The following is an 18,167-nucleotide window of genomic DNA, read 5'->3' as shown; positions in this document are numbered from 1 at the left end:
ACCTAGTCGGCGAAGAGCAGCACGGGCGTCTCGACCAGTTTTTTGAGCGCCTGCACATAACTTGCGGCATCCCAGCCGTCGACGACGCGATGGTCGCAGCTAATGGACAGGTTCATCAGCTTGCGCGCCTCGATCGTATCACCCACAAACATCGGACGTTCGACGATCTTGTTTGGACCGATGATCGCAACCTCAGGCCGATTGATGACAGGTGTGGTGGCGATTCCGCCCAGCGGCCCTAATGACGTTATCGTCATCGTAGATCCTGACAATTCCTCGCTTTTCGCGCTGCCATTGCGTGCGGCGTCAGCCAATCTGCTAATTTCTGACGCCAATTGCCAGATATTCCGGTCCTGTGCGTCGCGTATGACTGGAACCATCAATCCGGCCGGGGTTTGCGTGGCCATACCCAGATGAACCGATCCGTGACGTGTAACGATGCCAGCTTCGTCATCGAAACGGGCATTCAGCATCGGGAATTGCGGGATCGTTTTGCAAATTGCCACGATCAACATTGGTAAAAGGGTCAGCTTTGGTTTGCTTCCCCGGTTCGCATTCAGGTCCGCACGCATGGCTTCGATAGCTGTCACGTCAATTTCGTCGACATAGGTAAAGTGGGGAATATGGCGCTTGGACGCCGCCATATTATCGGCAATACGCCGACGCATGCCAATCACCTTGATACTCTCATCATTGCGCTTGGCCGAACTTTGCGGCGCGCGATAGCCCTGCCCTGAACCATAGTTCAAATAGGCATCAAGGTCGGCATGGCGCACATGCCCGCCTGCCGCCTTGACGTCACTCAAATCCACACCCAGATCCTTCGCACGAGCGCGCACAGCGGGCGATGCGGTAACGACGCGGTGGGCCGTAATGGCAGATTCCGGTACCGTTGCCTTTTCCGTTTGGGCCTCAACAGCTACGGTGGCAAGCACCGGCGCTTGCTGTATTTCATCCTCATCCGCTTTTGTTTCGGCAGGTACCGCCACAGCTTCCAGTATCTTCGGACTGACGTCACTGACGTCACTCGTCGTTTCGATTTCAACCAGCATGGACCCGATGGCAATAACATCGCCTTCATCGCCCGCGACCCTAGTCACCACGCCGGCGACCGGACTTTCCATTTCAACCGTGGCCTTGTCGGTCATCATATCGGCAAGCGGCTGGTCTTCTGTAATATGGTCGCCTACTTTGACATGCCACGCCACAATTTCTGCCTCGGCAATGCCTTCGCCAATATCGGGGAGGTTGAATGTGAATTTGGCCATCAGCTCAATCCTTCATGATCTTGTCAAATGCGCGTGCAAGCCGCACCGGTCCCGGGAAGTAAGCCCATTCAAGGCTGTGTGGATAGGGCGTGTCGAAACCGGTCACACGTTCAACAGGCGCTTCCAGATAATAGAAGCAGCGTTCCTGCACCTGCGCTGATAATTCGGCGCCAAAACCACTCGTCCGTGTCGCCTCATGCACCACCATGCAACGCCCGGTTTTTTTGACCGAGGCTTCGATCGTTTCAATATCGAGTGGCAATAAAGTACGCAGATCTATGATTTCCGCATCGATTCCATGTTCGGCGACAACGGCTTTGACCACATGGACCATGGTGCCATAGGTGAGAACGGTGACGGCCCCGCCTTCGCGAACGATCGCCGCTTTGCCTAATTCTATCCGGTAATGCCCCTCCGGCACTGCGCTGCCTTCATGTTTTGACCAAGGCTCGACGGGTCGGTCGTAATAGCCTGTAAACGGGCCATTATAGATACGCTTGGGTTCAAAAAAGACGACGGGATCATTATCCTCGATGGCGGCGATCAGCAGTCCCTTGGCGTCATAGGGCGTGGCAGGGATAACCGTTTTTATGCCGCAAACATGGGTGAACAGGCTTTCCGGGCTTTGACTATGGGTTTGGCCCCCGAAAATGCCGCCACCAAAGGGGGATCGCACGGTCATCGGACAGATGAAGTCATTTGCGGACCGATAGCGCATACGTGCCGCTTCGCTGACCAATTGATCAAGACCGGGGTAGATATAATCGGCAAACTGGATTTCTGGCACGGGACGCAGGCCATAGGCTGCCATGCCCACACCAACACCGATGATGCCGCATTCGCTGATCGGTGTGTCAAACACCCGGGTCTTGCCATGCTTTTTCTGCAAACCTGCCGTGGCGCGAAACACCCCGCCAAAATAGCCAACATCTTCACCCATGATCACAACATCCGGGTCCTGGCCTAACATGACGTCAAGTGCGCTGTTAATTGCTTCGATCATGTTCATGGTTTTGGTCGCAGCGTCAGACATCAGCGCGCCTCCCATTCCGGACCGAATTTGTCGTGCTGTTCTTCGAGCATTTGCGCGCATTGTTCTTTCAAGTGCGCCGGCATTTCTTCGAAGACATCTTCAAACATGGTTTCAAATGGATGATGCAGACCATGGCCCAAAATGCCATTTTGCTCGGCTTCTTTCTGCTTGGCTTTGACCTCATCGGACAAAGTCGCAACCAGCGCCTCATGCTGCTCGTGCGTCCATTCCCCCGTCGCAATCAGATGCGCTTTTAACCGTTCAACAGGGTCGCCCAAGGGCCACAGGGCATATTCTTCAGCGGCGCGATAGGCATTGGGATCGTCGGAGGTCGAATGCCCTTCCCCACGATAGGTGAAATATTCGATCAGGGTCGGGCCATTGTTGGTCCGCGCCCGATTGGCCGCCCATTGCATCGCGGCATAAACTGCCAGCACATCGTTTCCATCGACCCGTAGTCCAGCAATGCCATAGCCGATGGCTTTCGCAGCGAAGGTCGTCCGTTCACTTCCGGCAAATCCTGAAAAAGAGGAAATAGCCCATTGGTTGTTCACAACCTGAAAAATAACTGGCGCATTATAAACGGCGGCGAACGTTAGCGCGCTGTGGAAATCACCTTCGGCCGTAGAGCCGTCACCGCACCATACAGCTGCAATACGGGTATCGGCCCGCGACGCCGACGCCATTGCCCAACCTACGGCTTGCGGATATTGCGTCGTTAAATTTCCCGAAATGCTGAAAAAGCCATAGTCTTTGGCGGAATACATGATCGGCAATTGCCGCCCTTTCAACCGGTCACCACGGTTGGAATATATCTGGTTCATCATGTCGACCAGTGGATAATCGCGTGTAATTAAAATGCCTTGCTGGCGATAGCTCGGAAAACACATGTCATCCCGGTGTAAAGCCATTGTGGTCGCGACCGATGTCGCTTCCTCACCAAATGATTTCATGTAAAAGCTTGTTTTGCCCTGCCGCTGCGCGCGGAACATCCGGTCATCAAAGGCGCGCAAGGTCAACATCTTGCGCAGCATCAATCGCAAAGTATCTGCGCTTAACCCGGGGTTCCAGCTACCTGTCGCGGCATTTTCATCATCAAGGACCCGGACAAGGCCATAGGCCAGTGCATGAATATCCGCCGGCGCCACATGTTCATCAGGGCGGGCGATTGCGTCTACTTCGGGGACTATAATATCGCTGAAATCCGCCTTGTCTCCGGGCCGGAATTTGGGTTCGGGAATATGCAGATGCAGCGGCGCAAGATTTTCCCTTTGATGCTGCCCCATGCTTGTTCCTCCGCCTCTGAACTCCCTGAACGACTCAGGTAATTTATTGTCTGCGATTGTTATATTATTTCAAGCATTGCTTTAGGTCAATAGTGCTGACCTATCCTGCATTCATACCGCGACCGGCGCGGAAATATGGGATTGTGGCGTATAATCGACGACTTCAAAATCCTCAATTGCAAAGTCGAATATACTCTGCGGCGTGCGAAGTAATTTCAACTTTGGGTTACCCGATGGCGTGCGCGATAATTGCTCCTCCACCAGATCACTATGATTGAGATAGAGATGTACATCACCGCCCTGCCAAATCAACTCGCCCGGCTGATATCCGCAAACGTTGGCGAGCATCCGGATCAAAAGCGCGGCTGAAAAGGCATTGAAGGCAAAGCCCAGACCCAGATCGCAAGATCGCTGAAATAATATGCAGCTTAATACCCCATCGGCGACATGAAACTGATAGGTTTTGTGACAAGGCGGCAATGCCATCCGGTCCAGTTCAGCTACATTCCACCCTTCGATGATATGTCGTCTTGAACCCGGATTGTTTTTCAGGCTTTCGACCAGCAGGCTGACCTGATCGATGCCTTTTTCCATTTTCTGGAATAGCCCCTCGCCCACCGGTTGATAATTGGGCCAATTCACCCATTGCGCCCCATAAACAGGGCCAAGATCGCCCCATTTTTCCGCAAATTCAGCGCTGCCCACAATTTGGGCCTCGAAATCATCCTGCGTGATGTCGCTTCCGGTTTCGCGGCGATAGCGGTCAAGCGGCCAGTCGGTCCATATCCGCACCTTTTGCTGCAATAGCGGGCGGATGTTGGTGTTTCCGGTCAAAAACCAAAGCATTTCACGGGCCGCAGTTTTCCAATATACCCGTTTCGTCGTTAGCAAGGGGACGGCATCGTCCGCCAATGAAAACCGCATCATCGCGCCGAAAACAGCGCGGGTTCCAACACCGGTCCGGTCACGCTGAACCGTTCCTTCTGTCCATATCCGGCGCATGAGAGCGAGATATTGGTCTTCATAATGCGGTGCAGGTTCCATGGCGGAAAGGCTAGAACGTGCCGATGATTCTGGCAACTGCCGCTGGTACCGCAATATACGTCTTGAAACCCGAAAATCGCCGGATTATATCCGCCGCCTGCATCCGGCGGTTTTCAGCCAGTTTCGGTTGCGGGTCGGGAAATAGCTCAGCCTGGTAGAGCACTGCCTTCGGGAGGCAGGGGCCGGAGGTTCGAATCCTCTTTTCCCGACCAGTTATTTCGCGGTTTTCTGTACATTTATGCTTCCTTATAGACAGGGGCTGCCGGTTCATTGTGAACCTCGCCGGGTAAAATATCGATTTCGAGAGCATCAGCGACGCCCCGCATATAACCGTGCGAATAACGCGAATAGTGTATCTCAGTCGTGCGACTGTCGTCGTGTCCCATGTACCGCGCAAGCAGGCTCATCGGGATCCCGAGTTCGGCAGCCCAGACCGCGCCGGTGTGGCGCAGGATGCATCCCTATATCGAAAAGTGCATGCCCCGCTGCCTACACAATTATGAGGTTGCCTAGAAGGTGAAAATCATTCATATTTTGATTTGGGTGAGACTTCGTGATGTGATTGGATTGAGAGAGGGGCTTAAGATGAATAAACGTTTGATTGTTTGCATTGCGGTGCTGCTGGCGTTGTCGGGATGTTCATCAGAAACAGAAGGTGGCAGTGTTCCTGGCGATTCAAAGTTCGCCGACGAATTACAAACCAAATTGCTAGATGCAAAACCTGGGGACGTAATCCTCATCCCCGAAGGCAAATTTTCATTCACGCGCGGCCTAAGTCTCTCAGTAGACGGTGTGACAATCCGAGGCGCTGGCATGGATAAGTCCATATTGTCTTTCAAAGGCCAAGTGGCAGGAGCCGAAGGGTTGTTGGTGACGGCCAGCGATTTTACAATTGAGAATCTTGCGATTGAAGACACTAAGGGCGATGCGCTGAAAATAACCAAGGGCAACAACATTGTCATCCGCAGCGTCCGGACTGAATGGACCGGCGGCTATTCGACTAGAAATGGTGCCTATGGAATCTATCCAGTTCAAACGACTAATGTCTTGATGGAAGACAATGTTGCAATAGGTGCATCGGACGCGGGTATCTATGTGGGCCAGTCAAAGAATGTGGTCGTCAGGCGCAACCGCGCTGAATTCAACGTTGCAGGGATCGAAATCGAAAACACGATCGATGCCGATGTCTACGAGAATCTTGCTGCCAACAACACCGGCGGCATATTGGTTTTTAACATGCCAAACCTGCCGCAGGAAGGCAAGAACACCCGGGTTTTCAACAACAAGGTGATCAAGAACAACACGGAGAATTTCGGCCATAAAGGCACGCCCGTTGCTAGTATCCCGGCAGGCACTGGTATCTCAATAAACTCGAACGATCATGTTGAGATTTTTGGAAATGAAGTGGTTGAAAACAACACGGCAAATATTATCGTATCTAGCTTGTTTTCGACCAACTATTCCAATGACAAGAAGGCACCTAATTACGATCCCTACCCTGAATCGATTTATATCTATGGCAATAAATTTTCCGGCGGCGGCGGATCGCCTGACGGTATGGACCTTAAGGCCCTAAAGGTTTCTCTTTTTGGTATCAACGGCAGGTTCCCGGACATTTTATGGGATGGCTATTTTAACAAGGCATTGCTCGTAAACGGACAATTGCCAATGGCGATGCGTATTTGTATCAATAATGGCGCGTCCGGCATCGCCAATGCGGACGGACCAGGCGGCTATAAGAATCCCAGCACCGATATTACTCCGCACAAGTGCGACCTTCCAAAACTGCCACCAGTAAAGCTTGAATCAGCCGCGCGATGATACAGAAATTGAGGAACCTGATTGGATTGGCCATCGTTTCGGCATTGCTCGCGTCCTGTGGTGGCAGCGCAGACCAATCACCTGTCTTCCATTCCGAAACTAATCCCGAGCTACTCAGCGAATGGCATATGTTGTCCGTTAAGGACAAAACGCTTCAATTGGGCGAAAGGGTCACACCGTATGATCTCAACACGCCGCTTTTTTCCGACTACGCGCACAAGTTGCGCACGATCTGGATGCCTGAAGGTAAAGCCGCCAATTATGATGCGAACGATGCTTTCGATTTCCCGGTGGGAACCGTAATAACCAAAACATTCTATTATCAAGTTCCGGTGGGGTCATCCGCAAAGGATGGTTCTGTGCTGCGAAACGCAGACAACACCAGCCAATTACTCAACGCTGGATTTGAATTGCCCTCGGTAAGGCTCGTCGAAACGCGCATTCTCGTTAACCGGGCGACTGGCTGGGTTGCACTGCCTTATGTGTGGAATGAGGAGCAGACCGATGCAGTGCTAAAACGCACAGGTGATATCAAAAATCTCAAACTGGTAGATGAAAAGAACCAAAAGAAGCTCTTTTCTTATGTTGTTCCCAACACTAATCAATGTGCAGGATGCCATGCAACGAACTCCGTTACGCGCAAGATCCAGCCAATCGGTTTGAAGGCCCGGCATCTCAACAAGATATATACATATAAAGACCGAGCAGAAAATCAGCTCGTCAGGTGGCAGGCCAGCGGTTTTCTACACGGCGTTCCAGAAAGTTCGCGCGTACCACGAAATGCGCTGTGGAATGATACCAATGTCGCTCTGGACCAGAGAGCGCGATCCTATCTCGATATCAACTGTTCGCACTGTCACAATCGCAATGGGGCGGCAAGCACATCGGGCCTGCTGCTCGAACTTGACTCTCCCAATGGTTTAAGTCTTGGCGTGTGCAAATTACCAATCGCTGCAGGAACTGGCACGGGCGATAGAAAGTTCGGGATAGTTCCGGGCAAGCCCGACGAATCAATCTTCACATACAGAATTGCATCGACCAATCCGGAAGAGATGATGCCGGAACTCGGTAGATCTGTTTCCCACGATGAGGGCGTCGCGCTTATTCGGCAATGGATTGCGGAGATGCGCGGGGCCTGCCCTTGATATCAGGTAGAAAGATATAATGACAAATAGGCCCTGAGTGTTTTGACCATTTCAAGAAATGGCGAGGCGTTGCCACCAATACGCAGCTGTTCAAAATAGGCTTGCTCGACAAAGGTAAACAGCTTGGAGGCGGTCTGAGCGACAAGGTCAATGTCACCGTTGTGGAAGCCATCTTTACCCGCGCGCCATCTCGCGGCAAAAATCTTTGATGTCTCGTCGACACATTCTTGCCGGACCTTTTGCAACATGGGATCTGCCATCATCTGCAGCAAGTTTCCGTAGGCTGGATGCTGACGGTACAGATCGATGGCCTGCGCCAATATCTCTTCTGAGAGCATTTCCCATGTTTTTTCGTCATCCGCATTTTGCATGACTGCGAAAATCCGTGCGCGCAATTCACCGTTCAATTTTTCGAACAAGGTGCGGTAAATGCTGAACACGTTCGGGAAGTAACGATAAACGGACCCAACAGGGATCCTAGCTTGAACGGCAATCGCGCTGGTCGTCACCTTCTCACCCGCCGCCAGCAAAGTTTCAGTTGCGCGCAGAATATCGGCAATGCGCCGCTGTGCTCGAGCCTGCCTTGGCTCAATTCGTGTGTCCAGTAACAATGTTTCGCTCAAAATCTGCTCTCGATAGCCGCGACGGCTGTTAACAAATGAAATAACGCTAGGAAAGTGAAAAAATTTCTGTTTTAATGATCGTGACGCAGCTTGATACCATTAGACACGAGGCGGAAAATCCGTCCGGTAACATGAACAGAACGCTCAGGATAGCTGTTTGGGAGGATGAGACAATGAAAGCGTTTAAAACAAATTGCCGTATGAAGACATTTTTGATTCTGTCTGCTTCAACTGCTACAATTGTTATCGCACCGATGGCGTCGGCGCAGACAGCTGAAGACGAAAATACGGACTTTGAAATTGTCGTGACCGCGCAAAAGCGCGAACAGAACCTGCAAGACGTCCCGATTCCTATTCAAGTTGTCAGTGACGAATTCATTAATGATCTCGCCGCTGACAATATCAGCGATATCAGCAGATTCATTCCCGGCCTGGAGGTCAGTGCTGGAAGCCCAACCCAGCCCAGCTACAAAATCAGGGGTGTACAGACATCGGACTTTGGCGTTGGCACTGATCCCGCAGTTGGCGTTTATGTCGACGGCATATATTCGGCGCGATCAGGCGCCGCCGTTTTGTCATTTGGGGATATTGAACGGATCGAAGTTCTTAAAGGACCTCAAGGAACGCTTTTCGGACGAAATTCAGCGGCCGGAGCGGTATCCATCATTACAAAAAAGCCCGTCGACCGTTTCGAAGGCAAGCTACAGGCGCGGCTGGGCAATTATGCGAAAAAGCGCATTGAGGGACTGTTGAATGTCCCCATCGGAGACAATCTGGCCCTGCGGGTCAACGGATTGTACAACAAGCGCAATGGACTGTTCCGGGACGCAGCAACAGGCGAAAGACTAAACCGCGAAAACAACTGGGCAGCACGTGCCGCCCTTCGCTGGGAGATTTCCAGCGACACCGATGCGACCCTTACCTGGACGCACGACAATCTCGATCAGGATGCCCGACCAGCCATCGGTATTGTATCTATCCCACCCGCGCCAGGTCAGCCGCCTGTGCCATCCGTGCCGGCAGACTATTTGAATCCCTTTAAAGTCCCAATTTTCAATGATGTGATTGACAATCACGAGACACGGAATCTTGATGAAACCAGCTTGACCATTAATCATGATTTTGGCGATATTGCGTTCAGCTCGATTTCTTCGTGGCGGAAATTTCGCACTGAAAATCGTGAGGATGAGGACGGCACAAACCGCGTCGACCTGTATTTCGACACCAATAACCGGGAAAGAAACGAAAGCTGGTATCAAGAACTGCGTCTTGCGGGCGAAACAGGTGCGTTCAACTGGATCGTGGGAACTAGCTACTTTAACGAAAAAGCGCAGCAGGTTAGCGACACATTTACATTCACGGACACGGTCAATACGACGCTGGGAAATGTTGGCTTAGGCACACCGTTTACCGACCTGGAAAATGGTCTGCTTATACCACTTGGTGTTCCCGCCACACTATTGGGGCATGGGTGGCGCGAAGCCATGTTCAATGAAGGCAAGTTTAAGGCCTTTGCGGCCTATGCTGACGTTATTTGGGCCGTCAGTGATCGCCTGAAACTAACGGTGGGTGGCCGCTATACCAAGGACAAGAAGAGATTTCAGTGGCTCAACGGTCCGCGCGAAGCTCCAACTCTGGATGCCACATTGCAGTCTCTTGCGGCTCAAGGCATTCTGGGTCTGGCTGGCGTCACCCCGGCGGACTTTCAATTTGACCTTGTTTTCGATCAAAGCCCGCTGGCTGGTATCGGGTGCGACAATGGCGGAACAGTTACAGAAGGTGCACCGTGTGTTTTAAAACGCTCATACAGCAATTTCAGCCCACGGGTGGTGGTCGATTACAAAGTAGCTGACGACATATTGCTATATGCTTCATTTACCAAAGGCTACAAGGCTGGCGGTTTTAATAGCGTTCAAATCGCTTCGGAATTCAAAAATGAAGATGTCACCAATTTTGAATTCGGCGTCAAAAGCCAATTTCGCGAGGCTCACCTTATCTTGAATTTGTCGGGCTTCAGATATGTCTATAAAAACAAGCAATCCATCCGTCTGGGTTTGCCAGCGGGAAGTTCGATACCTCAATATCTTGTGGAAACCAGCGACGATCAGGCATGGGGCGCCGATTTTGAACTGAATTGGAATCCAGTTAAACCATTGAGGCTGTTTGCCAACACGCAATATATTGACTCCACTTTCAAAAAACGGGTTTTAGCCAATAATTTGGATCTGTCTGGACAGCCCACAGGCGAACCGAAATTATCGACCGCTTTTGGCGCGCGTTATGAACATATATTTGAAGGCGGTAGTCGTTTGGCTTTTCAAGCGGCCCATTCCTATCGCGGCAGAACCCGTCAGAACGACGATTCGATAGCTCAGGGGGCTTTGTCTGCAACGACAGCTTTCAAAACGGGCAGCATTCAAAACAGAACCGACCTTCGGTTGAGTTGGACTAGCAAGGATGAGCGATTTGAATTTGGCCTTTATGGGAACAACGTGTTCAACAACCGCTATGTCAGCGTCAATAACCTTACAAAGGACACGCTTGGCACTCCGTTTGTATCCATTTCTGAGCCTGTATTTTGGGGTGGCGACGTGACCGTCAAGTTTTAGCTGACCGACTTTCAAAGGAATAGGATAAGATTTCCGATTCATAAACTGACAGCAGTGCCCGTCCAATGAGATCGCATGGTTGTAAACCCAAAGGCGAGCCGACCACGGAAACTCGCAGCGTGTGTCAATGACCCCGGCGAAAGGCCAAAGGGCCTTGTCACCGGGTGCGAAATTCGCCAACTTGTCTCGTGGTTGAAATCGCGAACACAACTGTGCACAGCGCCCCGCCCTCTTCGCGCTTGCCGATGTCGCGGCGATCGATGATTGTTGCTGGACTTTCGACCGTTGTCGAATGGTATGATTTCACCTTGTACCTCTATTTTTCAACCGTGTTGGCGCGCGTGTTCTTCGGAAATAGCCCGCAGTCGATGACCGAAACGCTCGGCGGCTTTGCAATCGCATATCTTATGCGACCAGTCGGAGCGCTGGTTTTTGGTCATTTTGGTGACCGGATGGGCCGGCGAGTGACGATGCTGGGTTCGATGGCTTTGATGACCATCGCAATGCTCGCAACCGCAATGCTGCCAACTTTTGCTCAAATTGGCCCGCTTGCCGGCTTGCTGCTGATCGGGCTGCGCTGTTTGATGTCGTTTTCGGTTGGCGGTGAATATACCGGCGTCGTCGCTTATTTGATGGAAGGTGCAAAGGACAATCGGCGCGGATTGATCACCAGCTGTGCATCGGCGGCAAGCGAAATCGGCGCGCTGTTGGCGGCCGGTGCGGCGGCACTGACCGTTTGGGCATTGCCCGAAGAGTCACTTGTATCATGGGGATGGCGCCTGCCCTTCCTGTTTGGCGCAGCGCTCGCCGGCTTGGTGCTGATTACCCGCGCAACGCTCGAAGAAACTCCGGAATTCCTGCGGCAGCGTGATGCCGGCACAGTACCGAAAAAACCCATCCGGCAGACACTAACGCGACACCGTAGCGCTATTGCACGCGGTTTTGCGATTTCTGCATTGGGTTCAATCACCTACTATGTCGGTATTACCTATGTACCGGTGTTCCTTGATGCCACTGGTACCATGCCGGAGACGCGCGCGCTGTCGATCTCTGTTCTTGCAGCACTGACGGTTATCCTGGTTACGCCCCTGATAGGACTTGCGTCGGACCGTTTTGGTCGTCGTCCCGTGCTGCTCGTTCTGGCACTTGGCGGCATAATGCTGCCAACGGGGATGTTTGCGGTCATGGCTGGTGGTGGAGCTGCGGCCTGGGCTGGCGCAATTGTCATGGCGGCGCTTGGAGGGGCCGTTAGCGCCGTCGGCGCCGTCACGACTGCGGAGCAATTCCCAGGCGAGGGTAGACTCAGCGGCCTCGCATTAGGCGCTACAACTGCAACTGCCATATTCGGTGGTCTCACGCCTTTGGTTGCACATCTTTTGGTGACGAACAGTGGATGGGCCGCAGCACCCGGCGCAATGATCGCCCTTGTTGCATTATGTGTGATCATGATATTTTGGCATATGCCTGAGACGGCACCAGCTCGCGCCAGACCCTAAGCTAATTTTGCTCGCCGCACAGTTTGTGAAGTTACACAGATGTGCGGGTATAAGATACCAGTCTCCTTTAGGTCCGTTTGTCGCCTTTCTGTTTGATGCCCATAAAACGCTTTTCAGCCTGGCACCGGTTCCAAAAGAGGGTGTAGCTGACGGCAACCCTTGAAAGTCGGTAAATGGTCAATGCAGACCCATGACAGTCGATCAGGCGCATCTTTGACTAGGTCAGAACGAGATTGGTGAGGACAATTGATGGCCAAATCTCAGTTGACTGACTTTACCGATCATCTTGTTCACTTAGGATGGGGACCACTGGGGTCCACTTAGGATCGGGACCTAGCTTTCCCTGCCGCCTGACCGGCCCTTGCAATCTACCGCGCGGTGCGCCACTCTCCAGCCAAGCGGAGGCGATACACATGCGTTTCATTATAACTGGTATTTTAGCAGCAGCAGTAATCGTACCCGTATCAGCAGCAGACAAACGCCTCATGACTGTCGACGATCTCTCCCGTCTGAAAACGGTCAGCGCACCGGCGATTGATCCTGACGGAGAATGGGTAGCCTACAGCGTCGGTGAGGTCGATGTCGACGGCGATAAGACATTCAGCCATATCTGGATGACCAGCTGGGATGGCACCCGCACGGTGCAGCTCACCAGCCGTAAAGGCGAGAGTGAGTCTTCGCCGCGGTGGAGTTTGGATGGTCGCTATCTGGCATTTATTTCGGCGCGGGATGACGAAAAAGAACGTGATCAGCTTTGGCTTTTGGATCGCAGCGGTGGGGAGGCTAAACCGCCGGCTCAGATTGATGGATCAGTCATTGATTATGCCTGGTCGCCGAACGGCAAGCAGATCGCCTTGATCGTTCTTGATGCTGATCCTAATGAAGCGGGCAATGTAGCAGGACAGGCAACGATCCATCCACCACAAACGCCGGGCAAGCCGAATACGGATACAATTTCGCCTAAACAGCCCAAGGCTGCGGACTCTGCATTATTGGCTAATGGAAAGAAGGAAGAGAAGAAGCTCAAACCGATAGTAGTAGACCGGTATCAGTTCAAACGGGACATGGATGGTTATCTGGGCAAACAACGCCAGCGTCTTGTCGTTCTTGATCTTTCCAGTGGCAATACCCGTCGGCTGACCACAGGCGATTTTGATGAATATCTTCCTTCATGGTCTCCGGATGGAAAGCAGATCGCCTTCGTAAGCAATCGCGACCAGGATCCGGACCGCACATATAACTCCGATCTGTTCGTTGTGCCTGCCATGGGCGCCCCCACAGCGCCAATAGCGCTGACGAGTTTCAAAGGGGCAGATAACGACCCTTCGTTTGAGAGCTACCCGGTTTGGAGCCCTGACGGGAGGAGTATCGCATATTTGCAAGGTGGGCCAATCGAGCTCTTCGCATATGGCGTCCGAAAACTTGCAGTGATTGCCGCAACCGGAGGCACGCCCAAAATACTAACGGCAGGTCTTGATCGAAATGTATCGCAGCCGGTTTGGTCACGCGATGGCAAGTCCCTTCGATTTTTAGTGGAAGACGATGGCGCAGAGCGGCTCAGCCGAGTCTCCGTAAACGGTGGCTCCATACAACCGATCCTGACCGAAAGGCGTGATGTCCTTTCAATATTCCAGCAGGGCGACAAGACTGCTATTTTGTCCTCTAACGCAGTGTCTCCGCCCGAAGTGTTCGCATTGGAAGGGCAAAACCTTCGGCCGCTATCCAAGGCAAATGACACTCTGCTTGAACAGCTTAAGCTGGCGCCTGTGGAGGAGACTCGCTTCAAAAGCTCAGATGGCACTGAAATCCACGGTTTCCTGGTGCGACCACCTGCTGCTGCGCTGGGCAAGGTACCGACCTTGCTTCGTATCCACGGCGGTCCGCAGTCCCAGTTCAGCGCATCGTTCAGCCCGGAATGGCAAATCTTTGCTGCTAATGGCTATGCAGTAGTTGCCGCCAATCCGCGCGGCAGCACCGGCCGCGGCCAGGACTTTGCTAAGGCGATCTATGCAGCGTGGGGCTCTGTTGATGTTCAAGATGTTCTAGCTGCCGTCGATGACGCGGTCAGTCGCGGTGTTGCCGATCCTAACCGTCTCGGCGTTGGCGGGTGGAGCTATGGCGGCATGTTGACCAACTACACCATCGCCAGCGATCGGCGCTTCAAGGCAGCGACCAGCGGTGCCAGCATTTCCAACATCCTCGCAGGCTATGGCACCGATCAGTACATTCGTGATTATGAAATGGAACTCGGCAAACCTTGGGAGAAACTGGAAACATGGATGAAAGTCTCCTATCCTTTCTATCAAGCCAACCGGATCGTGACGCCCACCTTGTTTCTTGCCGGAGACAAAGATTTCAACGTACCGCTTTTAAACAGCGAGCAGATGTATCAGGCACTACAAAGCCAAGGTATTGACACGCAGCTTGTTATTTATCCTGGTCAATTTCATGGTCTTGACCGGCCGAGCTTCATCCGCGACCGAATGCAGCGGTATCTGGACTGGTATTCAGCTCGGCTCAAATAGCTGGAATGCAAGCGTCCCTTCGTTTGCCAGTACATGCTTATCGTCGAAAGTGGCCTTATGAATGACGGGATAGCAGAAGTGGAAACAGCTAATATTGTTGCAAAAAATGCTGCGATATCAATAACGGAAACCGCAGAAAACCGTCACTTCCAAGAAGTGGTCGGGGAGACAGGATTCGAACCTGCGACCCTCTGGTCCCAAACCAGATGCGCTACCAGGCTGCGCTACTCCCCGACTGGTATAACAATGTATCGACCGTTGCCGGTCCTTTTTGGCCATTAGACCTTGGCAGATCGACGATCCACCCTTGCCCTTGCCCTTGCCCTTGCCCTTGCCGGCCAACGCCAATGCGGTGGCTGGTGGGCCCGGAGGGACTCGAACCCCCGACCTAGCCGTTATGAGCGGCCAGCTCTAACCAACTGAGCTACAGGCCCCGACCGGCTAGCCAATCGCAAGCGGGCCGATAGCGGAACAATGGGACCGCTGGCAAGTGTTTATCTTATGTCGGGCAATTTAACTGGCTGGCAGTCCGGATTTCAGCCATATTCGCAGGCCGCACCCCGTTTTCCAGCAAGTGCTGGAACACATGAATGAACCAGTCGTACAAGTCATCCAGATGTTCCTGCGTGCGGACATAAGGTGTGCAACCAGCGGCAAGAGATGGGGAATGAAAGGACAGGTTTATGATCGAGACACCTTCTTGCAGGGCAAGATCAATGCCTTCGATTGCCTTTTCCAGCGGAATTCCCTCAGGCGTTAATGCAATGCGTTCAATCATGCTTGACCGGGCAAGAACCGACCGCGCAGCATGCGATCCGAACCACTCACCATAGACCACATTTCCGGCCGACCGCATGGCCCCTGCAAATATCGTGGTGAGCGGCAATTCCAGCAATGCGCCCTTTTGGATCCAATAGGGGTGGACCGGATGATGGGTGTAATTCGGGCCGCCTTGTTCCGAATAATCGAAACGCGCGCGGACCGAACTGTCAATTGATATGCCGAGGTCGACGAGGATGTCCGCCGTGGCAGCCCCTGCGCCATACCGCCCGGCCCTGTACGAATCCGGCTTGATACCTGTGCGTCCGACAATCCTGTTATAAAGATTCGTCAGTTTCGCCCGCTCCAGATCAGGCGGCAGGTTGCAGGCATAGCTGTTCGCCGGGCTTAACATTTCATCAAATGGCGGATTGACCCATGGATGCAATTGCACCCCTATTTCCGCCCGGCCTGCATGGACAAATCCGCTTAACATATCGACGCCAAAGGCATCTTCCATGATCGGGTAGTCCACCATATAGCAAGGCTTGATGCCGAAACGGTCGCACAAATCCTGAAATTTCGGGACGGCTTTCAAATGTTCAGTGCCATATCCTTGCCGCGAAAACGGGCCATTCCAATCAAATTCTTCCTCGGTATCAACCGTTAGAATGAAACGCGGGCTTCCCAAGGCTGACATGTCTGCAAAATCGAACAAGGGGGCAGAATGATGGTTGAGAAAGGGCATCTTCACATATCGATTCTGCGCCTGCACTTCATTCTCGCTCTTCGTCTCTGAAACCGGTGCGACTTTCACTGGTCGCGGGAAGAGATAATATCAGGGCTTCATTGTAGAAACGTAAATCGCCACCCACATTTTTGGCCAGGCTACGGACAAGCCGCAGCGAAAAGCCAAGGCCCAAAAGCGGCGCTTCACTCGATTCATCCAAAGTTGCCGGTCCGGAACCGAATAATTCTGCCTCGTCCAGTTCCAACAATTTTCTTGGCAAGCTGAGTACGAAACGGTTGGTTGCATTCACGCCCGGTTCGGTACGGAAGCGGCCGTCCAGCACCTCATCTGGCTCGCACCCGATAATGACCGCAGATAGCAGACGCGAAAAAATCCGCTCCGCCAGTTCTTTGTCCAGTGCAAATGGCCGGACAGGATGTGCGTGCACAAGGTTGAGCGTGACCATCAACAGATCGCTCAAACCGCGCAGGCGTTCGGCAAGCTTGCTGGTCAACCAGTCACAATCCGTTGACCCAGGTTCTGCAAAAAAACTGCCGGCCTCAATCTTCGCGGCTGTGGTCAGATCATCAAATCCGGAAAGAAGACGTTCGGCATCATTCAGGATATTGCGGGCGAGAACACGGTAATCTTCAGTGACCGGACCAAATAATTGCTGTTCAATGATTTCCGAAAAGCCAATGATCGCGCCAAGCGGAGTCCGCAGTTCATGCACCAATTGCTGGATATGGTCGGAACTTTGGCGGCCTTCCTGCGATAACAAGGCGCTTTCGGCGATTGTCGGGCGGCGAAATATGCCGCGATATCCGTTGAACCGGCCGCTGATATGGTCGAAAAATGGTGCCGCATTTATCCGCCAATCCCCCGCGACTGCCGGTGCGCCGCAAAGGCGCATACGCGCATTTTCCAAGGGCATACGCTGCCGGAAAGCAGCCGCGCCATATGCATCTGGTCCGGGGCCGTCATCAAATGCAGGCTCGGCAATATCGACACCTACAACCGCGCCGGGCGGTGCCCCTTCGATCCAGCTGACTGTTCCGTTTTCATCGGTTTCGAATCGAATCTCGTCAATGATTTGCGGAAATTCGGTAAATGGCCCGCTATCCATCGGGATATGGGGAACCATTGCCGACTGGCGCTCGGACCGCAGCTTTTCGATTCGCTCGACGATATCACGAATCCGGACGCCATTTATGCCGCTGCTTTCGGCCCAGCCATCTGGAACCGGCAATACATAATCCGCAGCCGCGCAAAGTGTTAGCGCTCGTTCACTCTTAGGCCCGAGATCTTTCCGGTTACGCAGGAATCCGCGAGCCCGTACCGGCATTGCCGGGATGATACCGGACCATTCATCGTCCGTCAGGCACGCGCCGGAAACGACCGCCGAGGCGACTTTGGGAACGTCCCCTGACAATAGAAGGACGAGTGGCGCGGACGATATTCTGCCATGCAACGATCTGACGCATTGTTCGCGGACTTTGGGCGTCACCAATGGGAGAAAGTCGCGTATTTTCTGCAGGCCGTTCGCGACATATTCCATGTCAAATTCCGAGGGATTTTGAGCAAGTATATCAACGAGTTGCTGCCATTTTGCGGCCGCACCCAAATCGCTGTCATTTGCCTGACGCAAGGCAGTTTCTAGACGATCGTCAAAGCGCAATTACAAACATTCCTAATTCGAAATTATCCCTGTCCCTATGACCGATATACCCGCTTAAAGCTATTCGAAAGCGGCAAAATAAACGCGTCACACTATGGGACAATTGCAATCCGCTATAATAATATTATAAGTTCGAGTACAATTGGAAAT

The 18,167-nt window shown here is 52.7% G+C and carries 13 protein-coding genes and 3 tRNA genes; 7 read left to right on the top strand and 9 right to left on the bottom strand.

Going from position 1 to position 18,167, the window contains the following annotated elements:
• Positions 1 to 2: 2 nt before the first annotated feature.
• The 4 genes from EUU23_RS03430 to thyA form a co-directional block, all read right to left on the bottom strand.
• Positions 3 to 1,268, bottom strand: a complete 1,266-nt coding sequence (locus tag EUU23_RS03430) for a dihydrolipoamide acetyltransferase family protein (RefSeq protein WP_160352704.1) — start codon at positions 1,266 to 1,268, stop codon at positions 3 to 5.
• Positions 1,269 to 1,272: 4 nt separating this feature from the next.
• Positions 1,273 to 2,301 (bottom strand): alpha-ketoacid dehydrogenase subunit beta, encoded by a 1,029-nt coding sequence (locus EUU23_RS03425; RefSeq protein ID WP_160352703.1) that lies wholly within the window; start codon positions 2,299 to 2,301, stop codon positions 1,273 to 1,275.
• Complete coding sequence (locus tag EUU23_RS03420; protein ID WP_160352702.1) at positions 2,301 to 3,587, bottom strand: thiamine pyrophosphate-dependent enzyme; 1,287 nt, start codon at positions 3,585 to 3,587, stop codon at positions 2,301 to 2,303. Before EUU23_RS03420 ends, EUU23_RS03425 begins: the two co-directional genes overlap by 1 nt.
• Before the next feature lie 111 nt (positions 3,588 to 3,698).
• Positions 3,699 to 4,631: a thymidylate synthase gene (gene thyA / locus EUU23_RS03415; protein ID WP_160352701.1), complete on the bottom strand. Its 933-nt coding sequence runs from the start codon at positions 4,629 to 4,631 to the stop codon at positions 3,699 to 3,701.
• Between thyA and EUU23_RS03410 the strand changes: the two genes are divergently transcribed.
• From EUU23_RS03410 to EUU23_RS03395, 4 genes are all read left to right on the top strand, one after another.
• Positions 4,630 to 4,776: a hypothetical protein gene (locus EUU23_RS03410; protein ID WP_160352700.1), complete on the top strand. Its 147-nt coding sequence runs from the start codon at positions 4,630 to 4,632 to the stop codon at positions 4,774 to 4,776. The genes thyA and EUU23_RS03410 overlap by 2 nt on opposite strands.
• Positions 4,767 to 4,843: transfer RNA gene (locus EUU23_RS03405), tRNA-Pro, on the top strand. The genes EUU23_RS03410 and EUU23_RS03405 overlap by 10 nt, the downstream gene beginning before the upstream one ends.
• Before the next feature lie 304 nt (positions 4,844 to 5,147).
• Positions 5,148 to 6,452 (top strand): parallel beta-helix domain-containing protein, encoded by a 1,305-nt coding sequence (locus EUU23_RS03400; protein WP_218939494.1) that lies wholly within the window; start codon positions 5,148 to 5,150, stop codon positions 6,450 to 6,452.
• Between the two features lie 26 nt (positions 6,453 to 6,478).
• Positions 6,479 to 7,597: an SO2930 family diheme c-type cytochrome gene (locus EUU23_RS03395; RefSeq protein WP_218939493.1), complete on the top strand. Its 1,119-nt coding sequence runs from the start codon at positions 6,479 to 6,481 to the stop codon at positions 7,595 to 7,597.
• A 2-nt stretch (positions 7,598 to 7,599) separates the two neighbouring features.
• On the opposite strand, the gene EUU23_RS03390 is transcribed toward EUU23_RS03395, so the two are convergent.
• A complete protein-coding gene (locus tag EUU23_RS03390; RefSeq protein ID WP_160352698.1) occupies positions 7,600 to 8,220 on the bottom strand; it encodes a TetR/AcrR family transcriptional regulator in 621 nt (206 codons plus the stop codon).
• Positions 8,221 to 8,300: 80 nt separating this feature from the next.
• Between EUU23_RS03390 and EUU23_RS03385 the strand changes: the two genes are divergently transcribed.
• From EUU23_RS03385 to EUU23_RS03375, 3 genes are all read left to right on the top strand, one after another.
• On the top strand, positions 8,301 to 10,829 hold the full coding sequence (locus tag EUU23_RS03385; protein ID WP_218939492.1) for a TonB-dependent receptor: 2,529 nt from the start codon (positions 8,301 to 8,303) through the stop codon (positions 10,827 to 10,829).
• Between the two features lie 260 nt (positions 10,830 to 11,089).
• Positions 11,090 to 12,325, top strand: a complete 1,236-nt coding sequence (locus EUU23_RS03380; RefSeq protein ID WP_246156067.1) for an MFS transporter — start codon at positions 11,090 to 11,092, stop codon at positions 12,323 to 12,325.
• Between the two features lie 413 nt (positions 12,326 to 12,738).
• Positions 12,739 to 14,850: a S9 family peptidase gene (locus tag EUU23_RS03375; protein WP_160352695.1), complete on the top strand. Its 2,112-nt coding sequence runs from the start codon at positions 12,739 to 12,741 to the stop codon at positions 14,848 to 14,850.
• A 157-nt stretch (positions 14,851 to 15,007) separates the two neighbouring features.
• Here the strand turns inward: EUU23_RS03375 and EUU23_RS03370 are convergent.
• From EUU23_RS03370 to EUU23_RS03355, 4 genes are all read right to left on the bottom strand, one after another.
• Positions 15,008 to 15,084, bottom strand: a tRNA-Pro gene (locus tag EUU23_RS03370).
• A gap of 123 nt (positions 15,085 to 15,207) precedes the next feature.
• Positions 15,208 to 15,284, bottom strand: a tRNA-Ile gene (locus EUU23_RS03365).
• 65 nt (positions 15,285 to 15,349) lie between these two features.
• Positions 15,350 to 16,357: a polysaccharide deacetylase family protein gene (locus tag EUU23_RS03360; protein WP_425505100.1), complete on the bottom strand. Its 1,008-nt coding sequence runs from the start codon at positions 16,355 to 16,357 to the stop codon at positions 15,350 to 15,352.
• Positions 16,358 to 16,385: 28 nt separating this feature from the next.
• A complete protein-coding gene (locus EUU23_RS03355; protein WP_160352693.1) occupies positions 16,386 to 17,987 on the bottom strand; it encodes a histidine kinase dimerization/phospho-acceptor domain-containing protein in 1,602 nt (533 codons plus the stop codon).
• Positions 17,988 to 18,167 lie beyond the last annotated feature (180 nt).

This window comes from Sphingorhabdus profundilacus (assembly GCF_009769755.1).
Lineage (GTDB): Bacteria > Pseudomonadota > Alphaproteobacteria > Sphingomonadales > Sphingomonadaceae > Sphingorhabdus_B > Sphingorhabdus_B profundilacus.
Note: the sequence above shows the minus strand (reverse complement) of the source record. Positions and strands in the feature narration are given on the sequence as shown.